Source organism: Methylobacillus methanolivorans (assembly GCF_054588515.1).
This window is the reverse complement of record NZ_BAAILT010000003.1, coordinates 125,204-147,329: the sequence shown is the minus strand read 5'-3', so window position 1 is coordinate 147,329 and position 22,126 is coordinate 125,204. Positions and strand designations below refer to the sequence as shown.

Sequence of the window (22,126 nt, the reverse complement as noted above, 5' to 3'; positions counted from 1 at the left end):
TCCTGTAAAAAGTTATAGCCGGGGTTTGCGCGTGCCGAACCACAGACCTGCTGCGAATACCGGCAGCAATGCCAGCCACCAGTACCAATGCTCACGCACGGACTTGATGGCGACCTCAAAAGCGCGTGGCGCAGGCGCGGCCTTCGCTGGCTCAGGTTCGGGCGCTTGTGCAGCGGGCTTGGGTTGCGCTGTTGGTGCTGCTGGTTCTCGCGCTGCTTCTGGCTTGGCTTCTGCAGAGATGGCGACTTGTTCTGAAACAATCGCCTCGTTGCTTGCATAAGCAGGCGCGGCATCACCGCGTGCCTTGGCCAGGGTTTGTTGCAACGCGACAGCGGTGTCGCCGTCCAGATGCTGCCCTAGCCAGTGCCACATCGGGTGGTTGGGTGCGGTGTGACCGCTGCCGGGCAGGCCATTTTTATTCACTAGCCGCGCTAGTTCGCCACCCAGCTGGCGTAGCGTTTGTTCATCGGTATGCCAGAAGCCTTTTTGTGCGGCCACCATCATGATGGCGAGCATATGTGCTTTTACTTGAGCATTGTGCTTGTGCTCAAGGAAGGGCTTGAGGCCAAGTTGCAGGCTGTCATCCATATAGACTTTTTTCACCTCGTCCCAGGCCCAGTCCTTGATGATGTCTGGCCGGGTGACTTGCCAGCCCCAGAGGTTTTCCATGAACTCCTGACCCATGGTGCGTGCGCCTGCATAGCCGTGCTGCATCAACGGGCGTATCCACGCCGGGTTGAGGTAGCGCCCGCGCAACTCCATTAGTAGCGCGGTTTCCAGCGGGTCGTCGCTGAGGTTATCCGGGTCTGTGTGGTTGAGGATGCGTGCGGTGGGACGTTTTCCGGTGACTGTTTCTGTCGCAAGCGAGAGGCCACCGAGGTAATCGAAGGCATCGTTGTTGTCCATCAGGCCGTAGAGATTGGAGGCGCGGCCATGATAGGTATTGGCAATGCTGGTCAGCGCGGTCTTGAGCACCTCGTGCGCAGGCTGGCCTTGGGCATCCATGCCATAGGCGTGACCCATGCGCGTGAGATAGGCCTGGCCGAGCTCGTTGCGGTCTTTCCAGGTGCCGGAGCGCTCGGTGAGGCGGTTGACGCCAGTGCCGTAGGCACCTGGTGCATCGCCAAAAATACGCCAGGCGGCTTCTCGCCCAGCCTGGGCCAGGGGCTGGCCATGTTGCTGGTGGGCCTGGGTGCGGCGTATCCATTGCAGGGCGACGCCATTGCTGGCAATAGCTTCTTCACCTTCTTCTGTGCTGGCCCCCAATGGGGCTAGCGCTTCATTGAGCGCGGCTTGCAGCATAGGATATTGTGCGCGAATGGTTTTGGCGGAAGCCGCCAGTGCTAGGCGGCCGCCATTGTCTATCCATTGCATGAGGTTGGGGTAAAGGTCGCGGAACAGGCCAGAGGTGGTGACGATCACATCGTGGCGGGCAATGCCGGGCTTGAGCTGCATGCGCTGCACAATGCCACGTGCATTCCATTCCGGCTCTATGCCCATCAGGCTGAGGATGAAACTCACCATCACGCCCTCGTCGCGCACCGCATCAGAAGCCCAGAGGATCACGCCTTCGCTATCTTGCACGCTATCGCGCTCACGTACTTTGGCTGCCATGTTGGCACCGATCTGGAAACCTAATCTGGTCGGCAGCACATCGCCATCCAGCGCATGGAAATTGCGGCCGGTGGGCAGGGCATCTGGCGAGCGCAGGGGGTCGTTGCCCTTGCCGGGTGGCACAAAGCCACCTTCGAGCGCATGTAGCAGACTGTGCATTTCCAGTCTCGGCGATATGGCGAGTTTTTCGCGTGTTTCTGCACTTACGCCTTGCTCCTGGCCGCGCGCCATGGAGTCCAGCATCAATGCCAGCGATTCTTCCGACCAATCCTTGCCGAAAATATGCAGGCCGTGTGGCATGAATTTCTCTTGCAGCTTGGTCAGGTAGTGGCCGATTTCATGGGCGAGCAGGTCGTCATCAGTTTGCTCAAAGCCAATGCCGCGCACTTCCAGCACGTCGGCCATGCTGGCTTCCAGTTCGGCGCGCAGTTGCAGGGCTTCCACTAGTCGGCGCATCTCGCGTGCCGCTTCCACCTTCATGGTTTCGGAGCTGGAAGATTCGTAGCTTTCCACCACCTGGCGCAGCTCCAGCAGGCGGTCATACAGCGGCGTGGAGGTGAGTGGCGGCGTCAGGTGATCCACCATCACGGCCAGGCCTCGGCGCTTGGATTGCGTGCCTTCGCCCACGCCATCGACGATATAGGGATAAATGCCGGGCAGGTCGCCAGCAATCAGGCGTGAGTAATCGCTCGCTGCCAGCCCAACCGCCTTGCCAGGCAGGAATTCATAAGTGGAGTGGCGGCCGATATGCACCAGCGCATCGGCCTTGAACACGCTGCGCAGCCAGTGGTAATACGCCAGGTATTGGTGTGGCGGCGGGATGGTGGTATTGGCGTGCAGCAGTTCTTCATCCACTTCCCAGCCGCGTGGCGGCTGTGGGCCGATGAAAATATTGCCGAACTGCACGCCGGGGATGAGGATTTGTCTGTCATGCACCATCACCTTGCCAGGGGCGATGCCCCAGCCGCGCATGCCCTCAATGCCAAGTGCGGCAAGCCGGGTTTTCTGCAAGGCAAGCGCATTGCAGTCGGTGTGCTTGTCCAGGCATTGCAGATAGGCGTTGTTGAGTGCATCAATCTGCTTGAGCGCATTTTTGCGCTGCGGGTGGTCTGCGCCTTCAAGTAAATGATGCAGTTCATGCATGGCTTTATCGAGGCGATTGCGCGCAATGTCGATTTCGCCAGCGCGTTGCGCGGCAACCAAGTCGGCGTGTAGCTTGCCGAGCGGGCCTTCTACCATTTCGCCGCGCACTTGTGCTGGCAGGGTGCCGAACCAATTGAGGTAGGCCGCATTATCGAGCTTGTTCACATGCTTGCTCATCTCGGTGAGTGCGGCCTGGTCTTCCGGCAAGTTGACGCCGCGCTCTTGCATCAGGTCAAGCAAGGTCTCGGGTGAAGCAGGCAGTTCGCCAGTGTTGTAACCAGCGTGTTGCAAGGCATGCAGCATCTCAAACAGCGAGGCAGGCACATCCAGGTTATCTGCACCGATATTTTGACGGCCTGGTGGGTGGTTGTAATAGATCAGGGCGACTTTCTTATTGGCGTTGGGCTTGCTGCGTAACTGTTGCCAATTCAGGCTGCGCCTTACCAGCGATTGCACCTCGGCAGGCAGGATCTGCGGCAGTTTTAACTCCACACCGGTAAGCTTGTCTATGGTGGCAGGGCCAGCCGCCGCGACGACCAGCGGCTGCGAGCTGCCCTGGATTTCCGGCATGGCAACGCGGTATTGCACGGAGTTGATCGGCAGGCCGTCTTCCGAAAGCTGCCAGGCATTGGCGCTGCGGTCGGTCAGGCGCATGGCCTTGTAGACCGGCACATCCAGCTTGCCCAATAACTCGGTGACAGCCTCGCGGCCTTCGGCGGCACCGACGACAAAATCCTGCAAGACCACCAGTCCGCTAGGTGTTGCCGGGGCTAGCAGGGTTTTCAAGTTGGCGATGGCATCGCGCGAAGCTTCTCCCCAGCGTGCCATGATGCCAATACAGGGCTGGCCTTGTGCCTCACTGGCGGCGCAGATGGCATCCACGGGCTGCGGGTCGCTAGTGCTGAGGTCAAGCACCGCGAGCATAGCAGCGCCATTACCAGGAATATTGGGTTGTTTGATTTCCCTGCCGCCTTGGCGCAAACGCAGCAGTGGCTCGGGCTGAATAGTGGGCAGATTGGTGGCGGGGTGTAACAGGTGGCGCATGAATGCACTGAGATTGTCAGTGCCGCCAGCCTGCCAGAGGTTGTGCAGGCCAAGCCACTGGCGGGCAGCGTTGTGCTGCTGCGCAAGATTGGCGACTTTTTCCGAGAGATTGTTCTGCGTCAGCGTCAGGCTCTTGGCATGTGAAAAGCTGCTGACGGCTTCGCCTTGCCAGCGGCTTTGCAATGAGAGGGCGCTTTCACCATTAAAGGCGATGAAATTGCGTGGCTGCTTTCCCCCAAGCTGCTGGAGCTGGGTTTGCAACTGCTGTGATGATTCAGCGTACACCGCTACGGCAAACACTGCATCGGCATCGTGCAACCAGCGCTGCAACGTCTTGCTGTCTGCGGCGAGTACTTGCGATTGCGTGCGCAGGATAATGCGATCCTGTTTGCCGGATTGCTGCAAAGCTTGCTGTGCCGCCATGGCAGCGGCAGGCGCGGTGCGGTCTGACACCACGCCGAACAAGGTAGCTGCCTGGACAGGTAACTGGCAAGCAGCCAGGATTGTGGCGGTGAGTAATGTATAAAGCTGACGATTCATCGAGAAAACAATCCTGCAACCAGCTGTGGGTTGGATGGGAAATAGAAATGCAGATAGCTTGCCAGCAGGCTGCCATGACGATAGATGGCTTCACCCGGCTTGCCTCGTTGGGTAGTGGCCTGTGCATAGACTGGCAATGCCGTCTCCAGACGGGAGTAATGGAAGGTATGCGCGTGCAACCTGCCTTCAGGCAATTCGGCAAATTGCACACCCAGTCCCTGGAAGCGCGCTTGCATGCTGCAATCCCCGGGCAGTAAGCCAAAACCTGGCTGCTGGTTGATGCTATTGGTGACCGCCATCATGCCACCACACTCGGCCAGCATGGGCAGACCTTGTTGCCATGCCTGCTGTAAGGCGTTACGCATGGCATGGTTGTTGGCGATAGCGGCCAGATGCAGCTCCGGGTAGCCACCGGGAAGCCAGATGGCGTCTATCCCGGCGGGTAATGCATGGTCATGCAGTGGCGAGAAAAAGAGCGTTTCAGCGCCTAGTGCATGCAAACAATCCAGATTGGCCGGATAGATGAAGCAAAAGGCTTCATCGCGTGCGATGGCAATTTTCTTGCCCGCGAGTAATGAAGGCGTGGCGCTTGCTGCTGGGAGTGAAAAGCTGACTGTTGGCGGCAAGGGTAGCGGCCCGGCTGCTGTTAGCATGGCGGCTGCCTGGGCAATGCGCTGCTCGAGATCATCAATTTCATTGGCGCGGAACAAGCCCAAATGCCGCTCTGGTAGGGAGAGTACCTCCTGCTTTTGCAATGCACCTAGCCACGGCAGGTGACTAGGCAGGCTATCTCGCAACAATGTGCCGTGGCTGGCGCTGCCAGTTCGGTTGGCAATCACGCCCGCGGGGATAAGCTCGGGCCGATGGGCAAACAACCCGGAGGCCAATGCGCCAAAGGTCTGGGCCATGCCGCTGCCATCAATAGTGAGTGCAAGAGGTAACTGGAATTGCGTAGCGATATCGGCGCTGCTGGGTTGGCCATCATATAGCCCCATTACGCCTTCCACCAAGATCACGTCAGCGTTTTGCGCTGCCCAATATAGTCGGGCTTCAATGTCATCGGCACCACACATGGCCAGATCAAGATTATATACCGGGCGACCAGTGGCGGCTTGCAAGATCATGGGATCAAGGAAGTCTGGCCCGCACTTGAAGGCTTGTACAGTGAGGCCTTGATCGCGCCAAGCACGCGCCAGCGCTGCAGATACTAGTGTCTTGCCCTGATTGGATGCGGGAGCGGAAAGTAGTAGCGCCGGGCAAGAGCTGGCCATATTGTTACCACTCCACCCCTGGCATGGCTTGTACGCCATTCTTGAAAGCGTGCTTGACCATTGTCATCTCGGTGACGGTGTCGGCTTGTTCTATCAACTCAGGTTGGGCGGCTCGCCCGGTGACCACGACATGCTGCATGGCAGGCCTAGCGGCAATGTCAGCCAATACTTGTTGCAAATCGAGATAATGATATTTAAGGACGATGTTGAGTTCGTCGAGGATCACGACGCCGACACTTTCATCTTGTAGCGCGGCTTGAGCTGCCTGCCAGCCTTGCTGGGCGGCCGCGATATCACGATCGCGGTTCTGGGTTTCCCAGGTGAAGCCTTCGCCCATGACATGCCAGGTGACATTGGGCTGGTTGCGGAAGAATGCTTCTTCGCCAGTGTCAGAGCGGCCTTTGACGAATTGGACAACGACAGCTTTCATGCCGTGGCCTAGGGCGCGGGCGAGGAGCCCAAAAGCAGCAGTGGATTTACCTTTGCCGTTGCCTGTGTTGACCAGAAACAGGCCGCGCTCAATGCGCGCAGCCTCTATCTTGGCATCAACAACTGTTTTCTTGCGCGCCATCCGGTCTGAATGGCGCTGGTTGAGGTCTGGTTTTTCCTGATCGGTCATGCGGTTCGTTTGTTATCAGCGTAAAGCGCCTTCACCACAATGTGGATGATGGCGGCAGTCGCCACGTAGAACGCCAGCGTACCCAAGGATGAGGGGTAGTGCTTGGCGATGCGTGGCAGGAATTCGGCCAGGGTCGGGTCGACATAACGGCCAGAGAAGAAATAGAAGCCACCACTGGAGAACAACTGGCAGATGAAGCTGCTGGCAACGACTGTCGCTGCCAGTGTGACAATGCTTTTAAAAGCAAACTGATAGTGCTTGGCAAACCAGCGACCAGCGAGCCAGAGTGTGCCGTAAGCAGGAATCATGAAGCCATAGGCCGGTGATGTGCAGAAACCATCAACACCACCCCAGGTGACAGCAGCAAAATCCAGTGCAGCGGCCAGACCAAACAGTGCTGGGAATACCCATACTGGGCGTAGATAAACGCCAGCCAGGAAAAACACGGCCCAGGATGCGCTAGGCAAGTGGTTGATGGCAGCAAAGTGGTGGCCCCGCGTCACGATGAGCAAAGCGGCGAGCAAGAGGCCGATCATGATCTGGTAGTTCTTGTTGAGTGTCAGCATGGTTGTCTTCCTTGGGCTGGGTCAAATAATCAAAATAACGCTGAATTTTAACTGAAATGCTCCAGCCCTACCGAGATTGTTACTGGCTGTGGGCCACAGCTAGCGATCTGGTTCTACAGCGATGGCGCGTAACGCACTGATACAAACAGGTTGGTGCCGAAAGTGGCATAGTCATAGGCCAGTTCATATTTGCGATCAAACAGGTTGTTGATGCGTGCATTCAGTGACCAGTCGTCGTTGATACGGTATTGGGAATACAGATTGACCAGAGTGTAGCCGGACATGCGCACGGTGTTTTCAGCATCGTTGTAACGATGGCTTGTACTGATGATTTCACTGCCCAGTTCCCAGTTTTGCCATGACCTGCCGATGGCCAGCATGCCATGCTCCTTAGCGCGACGTGGTAGCAGATTGCCATTGGCAGCATTCTCAGGGCGCTGGAAATCAGCATTTGCCTTGATGTTGAAGCCAGCGAGATTGGTGCGGCCATTCAATGTCAGGCCACGCAACACCGCTTTGTCGATATTGACCGTACGTTGTAGTGAACCTATGGCTGTGCGACTAATCAGGTCATCCACTTCGTTATGGTAATAACTGGCACTGATGAGATCGCGGCCATTGTCGTAAAGCAGGCCGATTTCCTTGTTCCGGGACTCTTCTGGCTTGAGGTCAGGATTGCTGGCATAAGTAATGCCTCGAATCGTGGAGGATGGAGCATAGAGCTGGTTGAATGTCGGTGCGGCAAATGCGGTGCCGAAGCTGGCAGTTGCTTTCCACTGCGGATTGATTTGGTAAGCGTAACCAATGTTACCCGTGGTGCGATTGCCAAATTGCGAGTTGTCATCGTTGCGTACATTGATTTGTACGCTGTGTTGATTAAACCGCTGTTGCCAGCCTGCCAGGTAAGATTGAATATCCCGCTCGGTGACGCGCAACGGTGTGGTGGAGTTTGACTCAACCTCTTGTTCCCTACGTTCCACACCCAGGTTGAAAGTCCCTGCCTTGCTGGTCAAGACGTTTTGCCAGAGGAATTGATCTTGCGTTGTCTTGATCATGCTTTCCGACGTTGATGTTGGACGCTTCGTGTAGGACGAAAGATCATCTATGCTACGCGCGATGCTGAAGGTACTTGTCCAGAAATCAGTGAAACGATTCTTGCTGTGCACGGTATAGCTGGATAGGGTTTGATCCATGTAGTAGTCGTAGCGCCCTGTTGCAACGGTAGAGCCAGAGTCATAGAAGTTACGGCCTTCGGTCACCAGAATGTTAAGGCCAATTTCATGGTTCTCGGTAAGGTGCTGGGTAATGCGGGCTGCTATATTCTGGTTGCGGTAGCCATCTGCATCAGCGTTGTAAGCAGTGTTACGCTTGTTTTGTACACTGGATATGCCATGCACATGAGTCATGCCACCTTGCAGGCTATAGCTGGTATTGCCGATGCGGCCACTGACACCGGCCTCACCGATTGCCGTGCCATAAGTGCCTAAACCCACTGATGCGTTGAACTTGGGCTGACCTTGTCCTTGTTTGGTGAATATCTGGATCACCCCGCCTATTGCATCAGCGCCATACAAGCTGCTGGCTGGGCCGCGCAAAATTTCGACACGCTCGATTTGGCTTAATGGAATATGCTGGATAGCGGTGGCACCAGTCGTGGCAGAGCTGATGCGTATGCCATCAACCAATACTAAAGTATGGGTAGAGTTGGCGCCACGGATGAAAATGTCGGTGGATTTTCCTACACCGCCGTTGCTGCTCATTTCAATGCCAGGCTGCATGGCGAGTAATTCAGCCAGCGTGGTTTGGCCGGCTTTTTGTATCTGTTCTGCGCTAATCACAGAAACGTCACCAATCACTTCGCTGCTTTTTTGTTCAGTACGCGAAGCCGTGACAATAGTATCTTCCACCTTGATATCGGCAGCATTGGCAATCAAGGGAAGGGAATAAACAGAAGCAAGGGCAAGCGTGCCCAGGGAAAAACGAAACATCAGATTTGCAAACTCCAAAAAGCTCCCGCGTCCCCGCAAGAGCTGGTCATGAATGGAGTGTGCAGGGAAGGTGAGCCATTGTGAGCCGACGGCATCGGTAGCAGCCGCATCCCCGCAGCACTTCCTTTTCGTTTTGAGGCCGGTCTCCGGGCTTGCAAGATCAATGATACGTCGCCTTCCCATGACGTCTCGTCACAGTGGCATTTGACATATCTGGCTTGCTTACCGTTGCGGGGGCAGCACAGGATTTGCGAGTGGTTTAAACAATGCGCACCTGTTTCCCAGTTTCACCCTTGCGCCATGAACAGGCCAAGGACACCTTCAAACTTGCCGCCGATTATAAATGATTCGTACTTTATGCGGTGAAATAAGTTTTTAATATAAGGTGTTGTAAATAAGCCATAAATTCTTGGGTGCAGTTGACCATGTGCTGATTTTGCAATTATAGTGGCGCCATGAATGCTGATTTGATCACGTTGGAAGAAAAGCTCTCGCAGCTGATATCGCTATGCCAATTGTTGCGGGCAGAAAATCTGGAGTTGCGTCAAGAGCTTGGACGTTATCAGGATGACAACAAGCAATTGAAGGACAATATGGAGCTTGCCGGTCAGAAATTACAGGCGGTGATTGAGCGTCTGCCAGAGGGAACGCTATGAGTAATGTGCGTGGTGTCGATGTCAGCATCATGGGGCGTGAGCTCACCATTGCGTGTTCTGAAGATGAGCGCGAGTCCTTATTACGTTCCGTCGATTATCTCGACAAGAAAATGCGTGAAATCCGGGATACGGGCAAGGTAGTAGGCGCAGAAAAAATCGCTATCATGGCGGCTCTTAACATTGCTCACGAGTTATTGACAGCCAATGCGGGTGGTTTTGACATTGGCGATTTCAAGCGTAGAATTACTTCCATGCAGGAGCAGATTGATGCGGTCGTTGGCGAGGAGCAAAGCCAACTGTTTTAAGCCTGTTGTATGACAATAGGCCGCATTACTGCCACAAGTTTTCAGAAGCTGGATCATCCCGGCTTCTTCCCTTTGTTCCCTGCGGTGCTGTTCGGGCCATAGATTCCTTGAACCATAAATTTGGCTTTGGTTTCGGTCTGTTAAGTAACAGTGTGCGCGCTCCGATGCGGGTGTACCTAACGTAGCTTTAGGTCGTTACCACTTGAACCGTACAGGTTCAGGATGCCGGTTCGGATGGCATTTGCGGGGAACTCCCATTAATGCTTGAAGCCTTGAGCTCCAAGCCATTGCAGTACACCTTATCTTAATGCGTGGTATTTCAGGTCAGCCAGGCTGACAATATCCAGTGCACGCTCATGCGATGCTTCCAGAATCACGGGAGGTGCATAGCCTGCTTCGGCAGCCTCGTGCCAGCGCGAGGCGCATAGACACCAGTGATCGCCAGGCTTCAACCCAGGAAAGCCATATTCTGGCCTGGGAGTACTGAGGTCATTACCACGTGAGATGGAGAAAGCAAGAAACTCTTCTGTCATCATGGCGCACACTGTGTGGCTGCCAATATCTTCAGGCCCGGTTTCGCAACACCCATTGCGGGTGAAACCGGTAAGAGGGTCTGTGCTACAAGCTTGTAATGTAGTGCCAAGGACGTTGCGGGCCATACTGAGATTCTGAATTTGAATGCGACTCGGGGTATGATACGGAATCTGTATTGATTTGAGAATTTCATGCGTTACTGGTTGATGAAATCTGAGCCGGCCGACGTGTCGATTGATGACCTCGCTGCTTTTCCTAATCAAACTGTAGATTGGTACGGGGTGCGTAATTACCAGGCGCGTAACTTCATGCGCGACCAGATGCAGCTTGGTGATGGTGTGTTGTTTTATCATTCCAATTGCGCGGAGCCAGGGATCGTGGGCATTGCCGAAGTGAGCAAGCTGGCTTACCCTGACCGCTTACAATTTGTTGAGGGTCATAAATACTATGACCCTAAGGCGACGCCTGAAAACCCTCGCTGGTTCAATGTGGATGTGAAACTGGTGCGTAAAACGCGCTTATTAAGCTTGAAAGAGTTACGCGACGCCCCTGAGTTGCAGAATCTGCGTATCTTGCAACGTGGGAACCGCCTTTCGATTACACCGGTGGATCCCCGGGACTGGGAATTCATCATGAAACGACTTGCCTGATGTTGATGCTTGGCATCATCACAATGCGTGATATGCTATTGCGGCGTCAGGGTTCAATTGATTAAGGAGATGATAGTGGGAACGAAAAAAGAAGACGGAGTAGTCGATCCGCATCAGGATTTGAGAAATAGTGGCCTGAAAATCACGTTGCCACGCCTCAAGGTGCTGGATATCTTCCGTAACAGTGAACAACGCCACCTTGCTGCTGAAGATGTATACCGCATCCTGATTACCGAACATTCCGAGTTTGGTTTGGCGACTGTATATCGTGTGTTAGCGCAATTCGAGCAAACAGGCTTGTTGAAGAAGAGCCAGTTGGGCAACAACAAGGCTGTTTATGAGTTGAACGATGGTGAGGAGCACCACGGCCACTTGGTAAGCACCAGCACTGGTGAGGTGCGCGAGTTCTATGACCTGGGCATTGAAGAGCGCCTCAAGGTGATCGTACGTGAGCTGGGTTATGAGTTGACCGATTACGATATTACCGCTTACGGTACGCCTATTTCTGACAAGGCTTAAGCGCGCATCGTCAGAGATCGCAGTCTTTAAGAATGAAGTAATAAAATGTGAATAAAAAGCCCGCCAATTGGCGGGCTTTTTATTAGGTATTATCCTAAAAACAGTTTGTAAGCCGGGTTGTCGCTTTCATCCCAATATGGGTAGCCTAGGTTCTGCAAGAATGCGGCAAATTCCTTTTCCTCTCCCGGTGGCACCTGCATGCCGACCAGAACCCTGCCGAAGTCAGCACCGTGGTTACGATAGTGGAACAGGCTGATATTCCAATCGTGGCGCATGCTGTCGAGAAAGTTCATCAAGGCCCCTGGCTTTTCCGGAAACTCAAAGCGGTAGACCTGCTCATGCTCCGCTTGTGGCGCATGACCGCCCACGAGGTGGCGCAAATGCAGCTTGGCGACTTCGTTGTCGCTCAGGTCTAGTGCAGGTAGACCATGTGCCTGGAGTTGCGACACCAGTGCACCCGATTCGCTGGGGTCATGAATGGCAACGCCAACATAGATATGAGCCGCGGTGGCATCAGCGTAACGGTAGTTGAACTCGGTAATGTTACGGTTGCCGATCAGGCGGCAGAATTTCTTGAATGAGCCCGGGGTTTCTGGAATGGTCACCGCCAGCACAGCCTCGCGTTTTTCCCCGATCTCGGCGCGCTCGGCCACGAAGCGCAATCGGTCAAAGCTCATATTGGCACCAGAGGCGACAGCGATCAGGGTTTTGTCTTTTAGCTGATGCTGCTGAGCGTAGGCCTTTAGGCCCGCTAACGCCAGTGCACCCGTCGGTTCAAGGATGGCGCGCGTATCCTCGAAAACATCCTTGATAGCGGCACAGATAGCATCGTTATCAACCAGAATCATCTCATCAACGTGTTGTTGGCAGAGTCGGAAAGTCTCCTCGCCGACCAGTTTCACTGCCTTGCCATCTGCAAACAGCCCAACCTGGTCCAGGGTAACGCGTTCACCTTTTTGCAGCGATAAGGTCATGGCATTGGCATCATTGACCTCAACGCCGATGATCTTGATCTCGGGGCGTACTGCCTTGATATAGGCGGCCACGCCCGCGATCAGGCCACCGCCGCCAACCGGGCAGAAAATTGCCTCAATCGTTCCTGGGATGTCCTGCAAGATTTCCACGGCCACTGTGCCTTGCCCTGCGATCACATCAGGGTCGTCGAAAGGATGCACGAAGGTGAGCTGTTGCTCATCCATGAGCTTCAGCGCGTGGTTGTAGGAGTCGGTATAGGATTCGCCGGAAAGCACCACTTCGGCACCACGGTTGCGCACGGCATTTACCTTGATGGTTGGTGTAGTTACAGGCATGACGATTACTGCCCGACATCCTGCATTCTTGGCGGCCAGGGCTACTCCTTGGGCGTGGTTGCCTGCTGAGGCGGTGATAACCCCACGTGCTAATGCCTCAGTAGAAAGTTGTGCCATCTTGTTGTAGGCGCCGCGCAGCTTGAATGAAAAGACTGGCTGCATATCCTCGCGCTTGAGTAGGACCTGGTTATGGATGCGGCGGGAAATATTGGGGAGCAAATCCAGCGGGGTTTTGCTTGCAACATCGTAAACGCGGGCGGATTTGATTTTGTGCAGGTAATCGATTTTCATTAGGGACGCTGTCCAGGGCTGCACTGTATAGTGCGGCAGTGTATGATTGAGGGGTTGGTTCACAAAGAACCTGAATTATAAAGAAAACAGAGGGTCTGCAACATGTTGCGCTGGCTCATACAGCGTTGGCAAGCCCTGATTTGGTCATAAATAGGTAAAAGGTTTAGATAAATGGCTACACAAGACGAATTGAAGCAACAGGTTGCCAAGGCGGCAGTTGAGTATGTAAAGGGTGGCATCATCGGTGTCGGCACTGGCTCTACAGCCAATTTTTTCATTGATGAACTGGCTAAGGTCAAGGACAGGATTGATGGCGCTGTTGCGAGCTCCGAGGCGACTGCCCAACGCTTGCGTGGTCATGGCATCCAGGTGTTTGACCTCAATGATGTAGATGGCATGGAAATCTATGTGGATGGTGCGGATGAAATCACCGAGCAGATGCACATGCTCAAGGGTGGTGGTGGTGCGTTGACACGCGAGAAGATTGTGGCGGCTTGTGCCAAGGATTTCATCTGTATTTGCGACCAGAGCAAACTGGTGCCAGTGCTGGGTAAATTCCCACTGCCAGTGGAAGTGATCCCGATGGCAAGCGAATATGTTGCACGTGAGTTGGTGAAGCTGGGCGGTCAGCCCAAGCTGCGTGATTTCACGACTGATAACGGTAACGTTATCCTGGATGTGCATGGCCTGACCATCACCGATCCTGTGGCACTGGAATCCAAGGTCAACGAAATCGTTGGTGTGGTGACCAATGGCTTGTTTGCAGCTCGCCCTGCGAACGTATTGCTGCTGGCAACAGCAGATGGCGTCAAGACATTGACCGCCAAGTAAGCAACGCGCATCAGTTCAACATGAAATTGTCATAATCGGCAATTACACTAGAACGTTGACTCATATCCTGGTCGGGACTAGCGCAGCCCGGCCAGATTCAATCACGGAAGGGATCGCGTTATGCAATTTGAACATACATACAAGCAGTACGATGCCGAGCTGGAATCAGTCCGTGCAAAAGTGCTCGAAATGGGCGGTTTGGTCGAGCAGCAAATCGTTAATGCGCTAGAAGCCTTGGTCACGGTGAATACCACCCTGGCTGACAAGGTGATTGCCAATGACCACAAGGTGAATGCGCTTGAAGTGCAGGTTGATGAAGACTGCAGCCATATCATTGCCCGCCGCCAGCCTGCTGCCGGTGACTTGCGCATGATCATGATGGTGGTCAAGACCATTACCGACCTAGAGCGCATTGGTGATGAAGCGACCAAGATCGCTCGTGTTGCACAGAAGGTGTCCGAGTCTGGTCGTCTTTATACTCCTCGTTTCAACGAGATCAAGACCATGGTCGGCCATGTGCGTGAAATGTTGCGCACTGCACTGGATGCATTTGCGCGTCTGGATGTGACCAAGACCGTAGACGTAGCGCGCCAGGATGAGCAAGTGGATGAGCAATTCCGCGCTGCCATGCGTCAGTTGATCACGTTCATGCTGGAAGACCCGCGTACCATTTCCATGTCGCTGGAAGTTTTGTTTGTTGCCAAGGCGATTGAGCGTATTGGTGATCATGCCAAGAACATTGCCGAATACGTGATCTACATGGTAAAAGGTAAAGACGTACGCCACACCACCGTTCAAGAGATGGAACGCGAAGCCCAGGAGCCCTAAGCTGCTAGCTGTGGTGTAGGCAAACGCTTTACCGTTTTACAAGAAGGTCGAACTTGCCTACCAAAAAATCCGATTTTCCAGAGATCGCGGCAGTCGATCTGGGATCCAACAGTTTCCGTCTGCAGCTTGCCCGGGTTGCAGACGGTCATCTTATTTTTCATGACTCCCTACGTGAGGCTGTGCGTCTCGGTGCAGGCCTGGATGCAAAAAATAACCTGAGCATCGATGCTCAGCAGCGTGCGATTGACTGCCTGAAGCGATTCGGCGAACGCTTGCGGGGTTTGCCGCCGCAAGCAGTGCGTGCGGTTGCTACCAATACTTTCCGCGTGGCACGAAATGCCCCCAACCTGATGGCGGAAGCGCAGGCCGCATTGGGGTTCCCGATTGAAATTATTGCTGGCCGCGAAGAAGCGCGCATGATTTTCGTCGGGGTCAGCCATAGTTTGCCCCCCGTGACTCATAAGCGACTGGTGATCGATATTGGCGGTGGGTCTACTGAGTTCATCATTGGTCAGGATCTTGAGCCTATCGAGATGGAAAGCCTGTATATGGGTTGCGTCAGCTATAGTTTGCGCTATTTCCCCGAGGGAAAGTTGAATGCGGATGCCTTTGAGCAAGCACGCATTGCAGCGGCGGCTGAAATCCAGAGCATACGCAAACACTTTGTGGCTGAAGGTTGGGAGGAGGCGGTCGGATCGTCTGGCACAGCCAAGGCACTGGGAGAAATCATTCGGTTGAGTGGCTTGAGTGAAGGCGAAATCACCAGGGAGGGGCTGGAATTTCTGCGTCAGCATCTCATCAAGGTCAAGGATATCAAGAAAATCGAATTGCCTGGGTTAAGCGCAGATCGGGCAGCGGTGCTGCCGGGAGGGCTAGCCATTATGACGGCGGCATTTGATGCCCTCAAGATTGAGCGCATGACGGCGGCAAGTAGTGCCTTGCGTGAAGGCGTACTTTACGAGTTGCTCGGCCGTTTGCATGACCGGGATATACGTGAAGTGACGGTATCCAGCTTCATGCGCCGTTACCATGTCGAACCAGACCAGGCAGAACGCGTACGTGATATGGCATTGCGCTTGCTATCCCAATGCACAGGCCTCTTGCAGCAATGGGATGAAGATACCGCAGCGCAATACCTGACCTGGGCTGCACGTCTGCATGAAATTGGTGTGTCGATTGCCCACGCCGCTTATCATAAACATTCCGCCTACATTGTGGAAAATGCTGATATGCCGGGCTTTTCCAATATGGAGCAGGAAACCCTGGGGCTGTTGGTCAGGACGCATCGACGCTCTCTAGCCAAGCTGGACACTAGTTTGAGTCTGGTGGGTAATCAGGATCGCCTCTTATTGGTCCTTATCTTGCGCCTGGCGGTCTTGTTCCACCGTAATCGCCAACCGGATAATCGCCCAGACTTGGTGCTCTCTATTACGAAAACTGGCTACCAGCTGGAGATAGATTCGGATTGGTTGAAGGAAAATCCCCTGACCGAGGCAGAGTTGCTCAATGAAGTTGCCTACTGGAAAGAGGTTGGCCTGAGCTTAAGTTTGGGTTCCTGAGCGACACAGAGTCCTTTCCAACATTTTTCTGTATTATCAAAAACAATAAGGCCGCATTTAACGCGGCCTTATTCGTTTATTGCAAGCAATATCAGGATCAGATATCTGGTAATACTTCCTGGCCATATTCTGTCATGAGGAATTGCTGCGCAGCAAAGCCGGCACGACGGCTCGGTTTCTGTTCATAGCTACCATCTGGCAGCATTTCCCAGGCGTTGGAGTTGTCCTTGAGGTAAGGCTCCAGGCCTTCCTTGAAGACGCGCTTCTTGACCCTGGCATCCAGCAAGGGGAAGCAGACCTCGATGCGGCGGAAGAAGTTGCGGTACATCCAATCAGCGCTGGAGAGATAGATGTGTTCCGCACCATTATCGTAGAAATAGAAGATGCGGGTATGCTCAAGGAAGCGGCCTACGATCGAGCGTACCTTGATGTTCTCCGAAACACCGGGAATACCTGGGCGTAGCGCGCAGACACCACGCACGATCAGCTCAATCTGCACGCCTGCGCAAGAAGCATCATACAAAGCACGAATGACGTCAGGATCCAGCAGTGCATTCATCTTGGCGATAATGCGTGCTTTCTTGCCTGACTTGGCAATGTCGGCCTCGTTCTGTATCGCCTTGATGGTGCGCTGGTGCAGCGTGAAGGGTGATTGCCATAAGTGGCGCAACTTGGAGGCTTTGCCCAGGCCTGTGAGCTGGGCAAACACGTCATTGACATCTTCGCTGATCTCATCCTGGCAGGTAATCAAGCCAAAATCTGTATAGAGACGGGCAGTGCGCTGGTGATAATTGCCAGTGGCAACGTGAACGTAGCGGCGCAGTTTGTCATCGTCACGGCGTACTACCATGGCCATCTTGGCATGGGTTTTGTGGCCGACGACGCCGTATACTACGTGAGCACCTGCATTTTCCAGTTGGGCGGCCCAGTTGATGTTGGCTTCTTCGTCAAAACGCGCCAACAGCTCTACAACAACAGTCACTTCCTTGCCGCGCTGCGCTGCCTCAATGAGAGACTTCATCAAGGTGGAGTCTGCGCTGGTGCGATAGAAGGTTTGCTTGATCGCCAGGACTTGCGGGTCTTCCGCAGCTTGCTTGATGAACTCGACTACCGGGTTGAACGACTGGAACGGGTGGTGCAGCAGAATATCCTGCTTACGGATGGCCTTGAAGATGTCTGCATCCTTGGCCAGCTCCTTGGGTAGGCTGGGTGTATACAGTGGATACTTCAAGTCTGGGCGGTCCACGCTATCCGGGATTTGCATCAGGCGGACGAGATTGACGAGGCCGTTGACCTGGTAAAGGTCGTCCTGATTCAGGCCGAATTGCCCCAGCAGGAAGGCGGACATTTCTGCCGGGCAACTATCGGCGACTTCCAGGCGCACAGCATCGCCATATTGGCGATGGGTTAGTTCTCCTTGTAGTGCCAGGCGTAAATCCTTGGTTTCTTCATCATCCAGGATCAGGTCGCTATCGCGAGTGACGCGGAACTGGTAGCAACCCTTGACCGTCATGCCAGAGAATAGCTCGTTAACGTGGGCATGCAGGATGGAAGAAAGAAAAACGAAGCCGTGGTCGCAGCCCGCGATGTCGCGAGGCAGGCGGATAACGCGTGGTAATGCACGTGGTGCTTGCACGATGGCAACGCCAGAGTTGCGCCCAAAGGCGTCCTTACCTTCCAGCTCTACTGCAAAATTCAAGCTTTTGTTGAGTACGCGCGGGAAGGGGTGGGCCGGATCCAGGCCGATAGGCGTCAAGATAGGCATCAGCTCACGGAAAAAATAAGCCGCGATCCATTCACGTTGCACATCGTTCCAGTGCCCGCGGCGGATAAAGCGGATTTCTTGTGCTGCGAGCTGCGGTAGCACTACCTCGTTAAGAATCTTATATTGGTGGTCCACCATTTCGTGAGCCAGCGTGCTGACCTTGGCAAATGCCTGCTTGGGCAACATGCCGTCGGCACCAACGTGAGGTGAATTGTATTTGATCTGGTTCTTGAGGCCTGCAACACGCACCTCGAAGAACTCATCCATGTTGCTGCTGAAAATACAGAGGAACTTGAGGCGCTCGAGCAGTGGAATGCTCTCATCCTCAGCCTGGGCCAAGACGCGACGATTGAAGGCGAGTATGCCTAGTTCGCGATTGATAAAATATTCGGGACTCAATTTGACGGGCAACATGATAAAAACCTCACTGTATGCCCGCAATATGACAGTTTAATGAAAAATGGTTCAACTATTAGGTGGGACATAGCCTGATGCGGTATCTGCACCATCACCGAAGAAATAGGCTTCTGTTTGCTGGCTAAGATATTTGCGGGCTTGTGGATCAGCCAGGCTCAGTCGGTTCTCATTGACTAGCATGGTTTGTTGCTTGAGCCAGCCTGCCCATGCTTCCTTGGAAACATGTTCGTAAATACGCTTGCCAAGTTCGCCAGGGTAAGGAGGAAAGTCCAGGCCATCAGCATTGCGGCCTAACTTAACGCAGAAAACGGTACGTGCCATGATGTCGATCTTAATGAGTGAATCAAGACCGACATCATAGCGTAAGCTGTCGTGTGGTGCGAGGGCACCACACGAGGAGAGGCTAGAAGTCGCCGCGTAAGCCGATGAGAAGAGAACGACCACCCAGAGGCGCGATGTCCTTGAGGATAGAGGTGTGCTCACGGATGGTTTGGTCCAACAGGTTGTAAGCCTTGGCAAAGACTTCGAGCTGGAATCTTTCCGGGGTCGGTAGCTTGTAGGTCAATGTTGCGTTGACCAAGGTATAGCCGTCGGTGGGTAGCTCATTGTCTGCGGTACGGTCTTGCTTGAAGGCGTGCAGTACATCCAGCCTGGAGCCGAACTGGTTAAAGCGGTAGTCAAGACCAAAGCCTAGCTTCAGTGGAGAAATTCGCGGCAGTGGATCACCCGTGTCGCGGTTGGTGGCGCGCACATAGTCGCCGCGCAGGTGCAAATCCAAGGCGCCAATGGTGTCATAGACGCGGAACTTGCCTTCGGCTTCCAGGCCTTTGAACACTGCCTTGGCCGAGCTGAATTGGGCTTCTGCAATCGTGGAGTCAGCCTGGCCGGTTTCACCTTCTTCATTGACCAGGTTGCCAGTATTAAACAGGCCGATGAAATTGCTGAAGCGGGTGTAATAGGCGCCCAGGGTGAAGGAGTTGTGATTCTGCTTCCAGCGTAACTGGCTATCGATACCATTGGAGCGCTCCTTGTCGAGTGCATCGGTACCGAGCTCGTATTGATCAGTAGCGACATGGACGCCATTGGCAAACAGCTCGAAATAGCTGGGTGCCCGCTCATTGTGTGAGAGATTGGTGCTGATGGACCATTGCTCATCAAGCTTGAATAACCCGCCGGTGGCAAAGCTATAAGGCGTGAATGAGCGTGATTGGCTGGGGCCAAATTTATCGCCGCCGTTGGAGTCGAGCTCGGCATGCTCGATACGCCCGCCAAAGGTCAGTTTGAGGGCATCCAGGGGGAGTTCTTCGTAAACGTAAACCGCACGGCTCTTGGTGCGATTCGATGGCACGAAGGCCTCTTCACCCAATGCCTGGAATTTACTGTCCCTGAACTGCAGACCGATGACACCACTTAAGGGGCCGATATTGCCGTGCGAGGCTTCAATTGAACCTTCTACGCCGCGGTTCTTGAAGGTAGTACTTACTTCGCCATCTTCTAATTCCTGGTGCTTGTAGTCAGTGTAGGCCATGCGGACTTTTACCTTAGTGATGATATTCCCCAAGTCGCGCAGCTCTGAGGCAAAGTCCCAGCGATCACTCTTCATGTCGATGAGGACATCCGGTTCCGCAACGGTGCCGTACTTGTTGTTGAAAGTCGAGTAAGACAAGCCTACATAGCCGTTATCGAGCGCAATCGACGCACCCACTGCACCGCCATCGGCATCTGAGGCACTGTTCACCAGCCTGCCCTTGTGCTCTCGTTCTTCGCCTGTAGCTTCGCTTTTGCGGCGTGAAACAGCATAGCCTGGGATATCCAGGTCATCGGTCTTGCGCTTGTAGGCGTCGGCATGCAGGGTGAGCACGCCATTGCCTGCATCCAGCACCACGGCGCCATTTTTTTGATTCTCGGCGCCGCCGAAACGTACTTCGCTACGACCAGTGACGCCGTCGATCGCTTGTTTCGGGATGCGGTGGTCGATGGCATTGACCACGCCGCCAACAGCGCTACCACCATACAGCAATGCTGCCGGGCCGCGCACGACGTCGATCTGCTCGATCACCAGCGGGTCAATGGCCACGGCGTGGTCGAAGCTGAGGCTGGAGGCATCAAGAATGCTGACGCCGTTTTGCATGATGCGCACGCGCTCGCCATCCAGGCCGCGAATGATGGGGCGGGAAGCATTGGGACCGAAGTTGGTGGAAGAGACGCCGGGGATGAATTTCAGGGTTTCACCCAGGGTACTTTCGCGTTGCAGGGTGAGATCGCGTCCGCTCAGTGTGGAGACGGGGACGACTAGTTCGTCAGAAGCCACTCCCAGCGGGTTGGCGGTGACGGCAATGGTTGGTAACTTGATATCGTCAGCCGCTTGTGCAGTGAAACTGCCAAGCGCCAGTGTGAGGGCGGATAACATTTTTTTTGGCAAAAATACCGGTGAAGTCGATCGCATGAGGGTTCTCGCAGTCAAGCTAATAGGCAGGCAGCATGCTCAAGGCAATGCATGTCCTGCATGGTGAATGATTAAATGTCCCTTATCGGGAGGAGCTTGTAATGACTGTGGGAGGGGCGCGCGAGATATAGGCGTGGAGAGGGCTGGTATGCTCGACCAGCACCTGCTTTGTTTCTGCAAGTAGTGGTGGGGTATGGACGAGAATGTTACTGGGTGTGCTAGGTAAGGCGCTGCCTAATCCGCTGATGGCAAGACATTGGCTACAAAAGCTGGCATGCGGTGCCTGGTCTTGTGAGTACGGTACGGCATCACCGAGGTGGGAAATTTCGTGCGCAAACAGTGCTTGCTGGCCAAAAAGCAGCAAGAAAGGGAGGAGTGCAATGAGCAGCCATTTACGCAACATGGTTGCGATTCTAGCAGCTTATGATGAAATGTTGAAATGACAAGGACTAGGCATTGCCTAGTCCTTGAGAGTAATACTTTGAAGTCGCGGATGCACCGCGCGTCAGGGCTTAGCCCTTGAAGTTTGCAGCGACGAAGTCCCAGTTGATGATGTTCCAGAACTCTTCAGCATATTTTGGGCGTGCGTTGCGGTAATCAACGTAATAGGCGTGTTCCCATACATCAATCGTCAACAATGGTGTTTGGCCCTTGGTCAGGGGAGTTTCGGCGTTGCTGGTACTTTCCAGACTGAGGCTACCGTCTGCATTCTTGACCAGCCATGCCCAGCCAGCGCCAAATGTGGTGATGGCTTTTTGCGTGAATTGCTTCTTGAATTCTTCAAAAGAACCAAATGCCTTGTTGATGGCCTCTGCCAGCTCGCCAGTGGGCTCACCACCGCCGTTGGGCTTGAAGCCGTTCCAGTAGAAAGTGTGGTTCCAGACCTGGGCTGCGTTGTTGAAAATGCCGCCGGAGGATTTCTTGACAATCTCTTCCAGGCTAGCATTCTCGAACTCTGTACCCTGAATCAGGTTGTTGAGGTTGGTCACATAAGTCTGGTGATGCTTGCCATAGTGATATTCAATCGTCTCAGCAGAAATGACGGGCTCCAGGGCATCCTTGGCGTAAGGAAGCGGAGGAAGTTGATGTGCCATGCTTATTCCTTTTTGTGTTGGGTTGATAAAGGTTAAGAAGCATTTTGCCATAAGAAAAAAAATGCTGAGGTAGCGCGAATCATTCTCGAAATCAGTCATGATCAGGGTGTGGCTGATCATGAGAAACTTCGTTTTG

Annotated in this window: 19 protein-coding genes, 1 other RNA gene and 1 riboswitch; of the genes, 8 read left to right on the top strand and 12 right to left on the bottom strand. The window is 54.1% G+C overall.

What is annotated here, in order from left to right; translation table 11 throughout:
• Positions 1–12: 12 nt before the first annotated feature.
• The 5 genes from LG202_RS09575 to LG202_RS09555 form a co-directional block, all read right to left on the bottom strand.
• Positions 13–4,341, bottom strand: coding sequence for a cobaltochelatase subunit CobN (locus LG202_RS09575; RefSeq protein WP_230348222.1), 4,329 nt, complete (start codon positions 4,339–4,341; stop codon positions 13–15).
• Positions 4,338–5,612 carry a cobyrinate a,c-diamide synthase gene (locus LG202_RS09570; protein ID WP_230348221.1) on the bottom strand — a complete coding sequence of 425 codons (1,275 nt, stop codon included), beginning with the start codon at positions 5,610–5,612 and terminating at the stop codon, positions 4,338–4,340. Before LG202_RS09570 ends, LG202_RS09575 begins: the two co-directional genes overlap by 4 nt.
• Positions 5,613–5,616: 4 nt before the next feature.
• Positions 5,617–6,231 (bottom strand): cob(I)yrinic acid a,c-diamide adenosyltransferase, encoded by a 615-nt coding sequence (gene cobO / locus LG202_RS09565; RefSeq protein WP_230348220.1) that lies wholly within the window; start codon positions 6,229–6,231, stop codon positions 5,617–5,619.
• Positions 6,228–6,797: a hypothetical protein gene (locus LG202_RS09560; protein ID WP_230348219.1), complete on the bottom strand. Its 570-nt coding sequence runs from the start codon at positions 6,795–6,797 to the stop codon at positions 6,228–6,230. The genes cobO and LG202_RS09560 overlap by 4 nt, the downstream gene beginning before the upstream one ends.
• A gap of 113 nt (positions 6,798–6,910) precedes the next feature.
• Entirely contained in the window at positions 6,911–8,785 is a 1,875-nt protein-coding gene (locus LG202_RS09555) for a TonB-dependent receptor domain-containing protein (protein ID WP_230348218.1), read from the bottom strand.
• 120 nt (positions 8,786–8,905) lie between these two features.
• Positions 8,906–9,123, bottom strand: a riboswitch (cobalamin riboswitch).
• Positions 9,124–9,240: 117 nt separating this feature from the next.
• On the opposite strand from LG202_RS09555, the gene LG202_RS09550 reads away from it, so the two are divergent.
• The 3 genes from LG202_RS09550 to ssrS all read left to right on the top strand — a co-directional run bounded on the left by LG202_RS09550 (position 9,241) and on the right by ssrS (position 10,000).
• Entirely contained in the window at positions 9,241–9,441 is a 201-nt protein-coding gene (locus LG202_RS09550) for a 26S proteasome regulatory subunit family protein (protein WP_230348217.1), read from the top strand.
• Positions 9,438–9,746 carry a cell division protein ZapA gene (locus tag LG202_RS09545; RefSeq protein ID WP_230348216.1) on the top strand — a complete coding sequence of 103 codons (309 nt, stop codon included), beginning with the start codon at positions 9,438–9,440 and terminating at the stop codon, positions 9,744–9,746. Before LG202_RS09550 ends, LG202_RS09545 begins: the two co-directional genes overlap by 4 nt.
• A 73-nt stretch (positions 9,747–9,819) precedes the next feature.
• Positions 9,820–10,000: non-coding RNA, 6S RNA (gene ssrS / locus LG202_RS09540), on the top strand.
• Between the two features lie 45 nt (positions 10,001–10,045).
• On the opposite strand, the gene LG202_RS09535 is transcribed toward ssrS, so the two are convergent.
• Positions 10,046–10,405: a DUF2237 family protein gene (locus tag LG202_RS09535; RefSeq protein ID WP_230348215.1), complete on the bottom strand. Its 360-nt coding sequence runs from the start codon at positions 10,403–10,405 to the stop codon at positions 10,046–10,048.
• Between the two features lie 66 nt (positions 10,406–10,471).
• Here LG202_RS09535 and LG202_RS09530 point away from each other — a divergent pair, with 66 nt between their 5' ends.
• The gene (locus tag LG202_RS09530) at positions 10,472–10,930 is read left to right on the top strand and encodes an EVE domain-containing protein (protein WP_230348214.1); all 459 of its coding nucleotides are present in this window, start codon (positions 10,472–10,474) and stop codon (positions 10,928–10,930) included.
• Between the two features lie 75 nt (positions 10,931–11,005).
• Complete coding sequence (locus LG202_RS09525; RefSeq protein ID WP_230348213.1) at positions 11,006–11,449, top strand: transcriptional repressor; 444 nt, start codon at positions 11,006–11,008, stop codon at positions 11,447–11,449.
• A gap of 89 nt (positions 11,450–11,538) precedes the next feature.
• On the opposite strand, the gene ilvA is transcribed toward LG202_RS09525, so the two are convergent.
• Positions 11,539–13,050, bottom strand: a complete 1,512-nt coding sequence (gene ilvA / locus LG202_RS09520) for a threonine ammonia-lyase, biosynthetic (protein WP_230348212.1) — start codon at positions 13,048–13,050, stop codon at positions 11,539–11,541.
• 171 nt (positions 13,051–13,221) lie between these two features.
• Here ilvA and rpiA point away from each other — a divergent pair, with 171 nt between their 5' ends.
• From rpiA to ppx, 3 genes are all read left to right on the top strand, one after another.
• Positions 13,222–13,881 (top strand): ribose-5-phosphate isomerase RpiA, encoded by a 660-nt coding sequence (rpiA, locus tag LG202_RS09515; protein WP_230348211.1) that lies wholly within the window; start codon positions 13,222–13,224, stop codon positions 13,879–13,881.
• A gap of 120 nt (positions 13,882–14,001) precedes the next feature.
• Entirely contained in the window at positions 14,002–14,709 is a 708-nt protein-coding gene (phoU, locus tag LG202_RS09510; protein WP_230348210.1) for a phosphate signaling complex protein PhoU, read from the top strand.
• A gap of 53 nt (positions 14,710–14,762) precedes the next feature.
• A complete protein-coding gene (gene ppx, locus LG202_RS09505; protein ID WP_230348209.1) occupies positions 14,763–16,268 on the top strand; it encodes an exopolyphosphatase in 1,506 nt (501 codons plus the stop codon).
• Between the two features lie 97 nt (positions 16,269–16,365).
• On the opposite strand, the gene ppk1 is transcribed toward ppx, so the two are convergent.
• The 5 genes from ppk1 to sodB all read right to left on the bottom strand — a co-directional run bounded on the left by ppk1 (position 16,366) and on the right by sodB (position 21,990).
• Positions 16,366–18,447 (bottom strand): polyphosphate kinase 1, encoded by a 2,082-nt coding sequence (gene ppk1 / locus LG202_RS09500; RefSeq protein ID WP_230348208.1) that lies wholly within the window; start codon positions 18,445–18,447, stop codon positions 16,366–16,368.
• A 51-nt stretch (positions 18,448–18,498) separates the two neighbouring features.
• The gene (locus tag LG202_RS09495) at positions 18,499–18,771 is read right to left on the bottom strand and encodes an oxidative damage protection protein (protein ID WP_230348207.1); all 273 of its coding nucleotides are present in this window, start codon (positions 18,769–18,771) and stop codon (positions 18,499–18,501) included.
• Between the two features lie 82 nt (positions 18,772–18,853).
• Positions 18,854–20,860, bottom strand: coding sequence for a TonB-dependent receptor (locus LG202_RS09490; protein WP_230348206.1), 2,007 nt, complete (start codon positions 20,858–20,860; stop codon positions 18,854–18,856).
• A 118-nt stretch (positions 20,861–20,978) separates the two neighbouring features.
• On the bottom strand, positions 20,979–21,299 hold the full coding sequence (locus LG202_RS09485) for a hypothetical protein (protein ID WP_230348205.1): 321 nt from the start codon (positions 21,297–21,299) through the stop codon (positions 20,979–20,981).
• Positions 21,300–21,408: 109 nt separating this feature from the next.
• Positions 21,409–21,990 (bottom strand): superoxide dismutase [Fe], encoded by a 582-nt coding sequence (gene sodB / locus LG202_RS09480; protein ID WP_230348204.1) that lies wholly within the window; start codon positions 21,988–21,990, stop codon positions 21,409–21,411.
• Between the last annotated feature and the right edge of the window lie 136 nt (positions 21,991–22,126).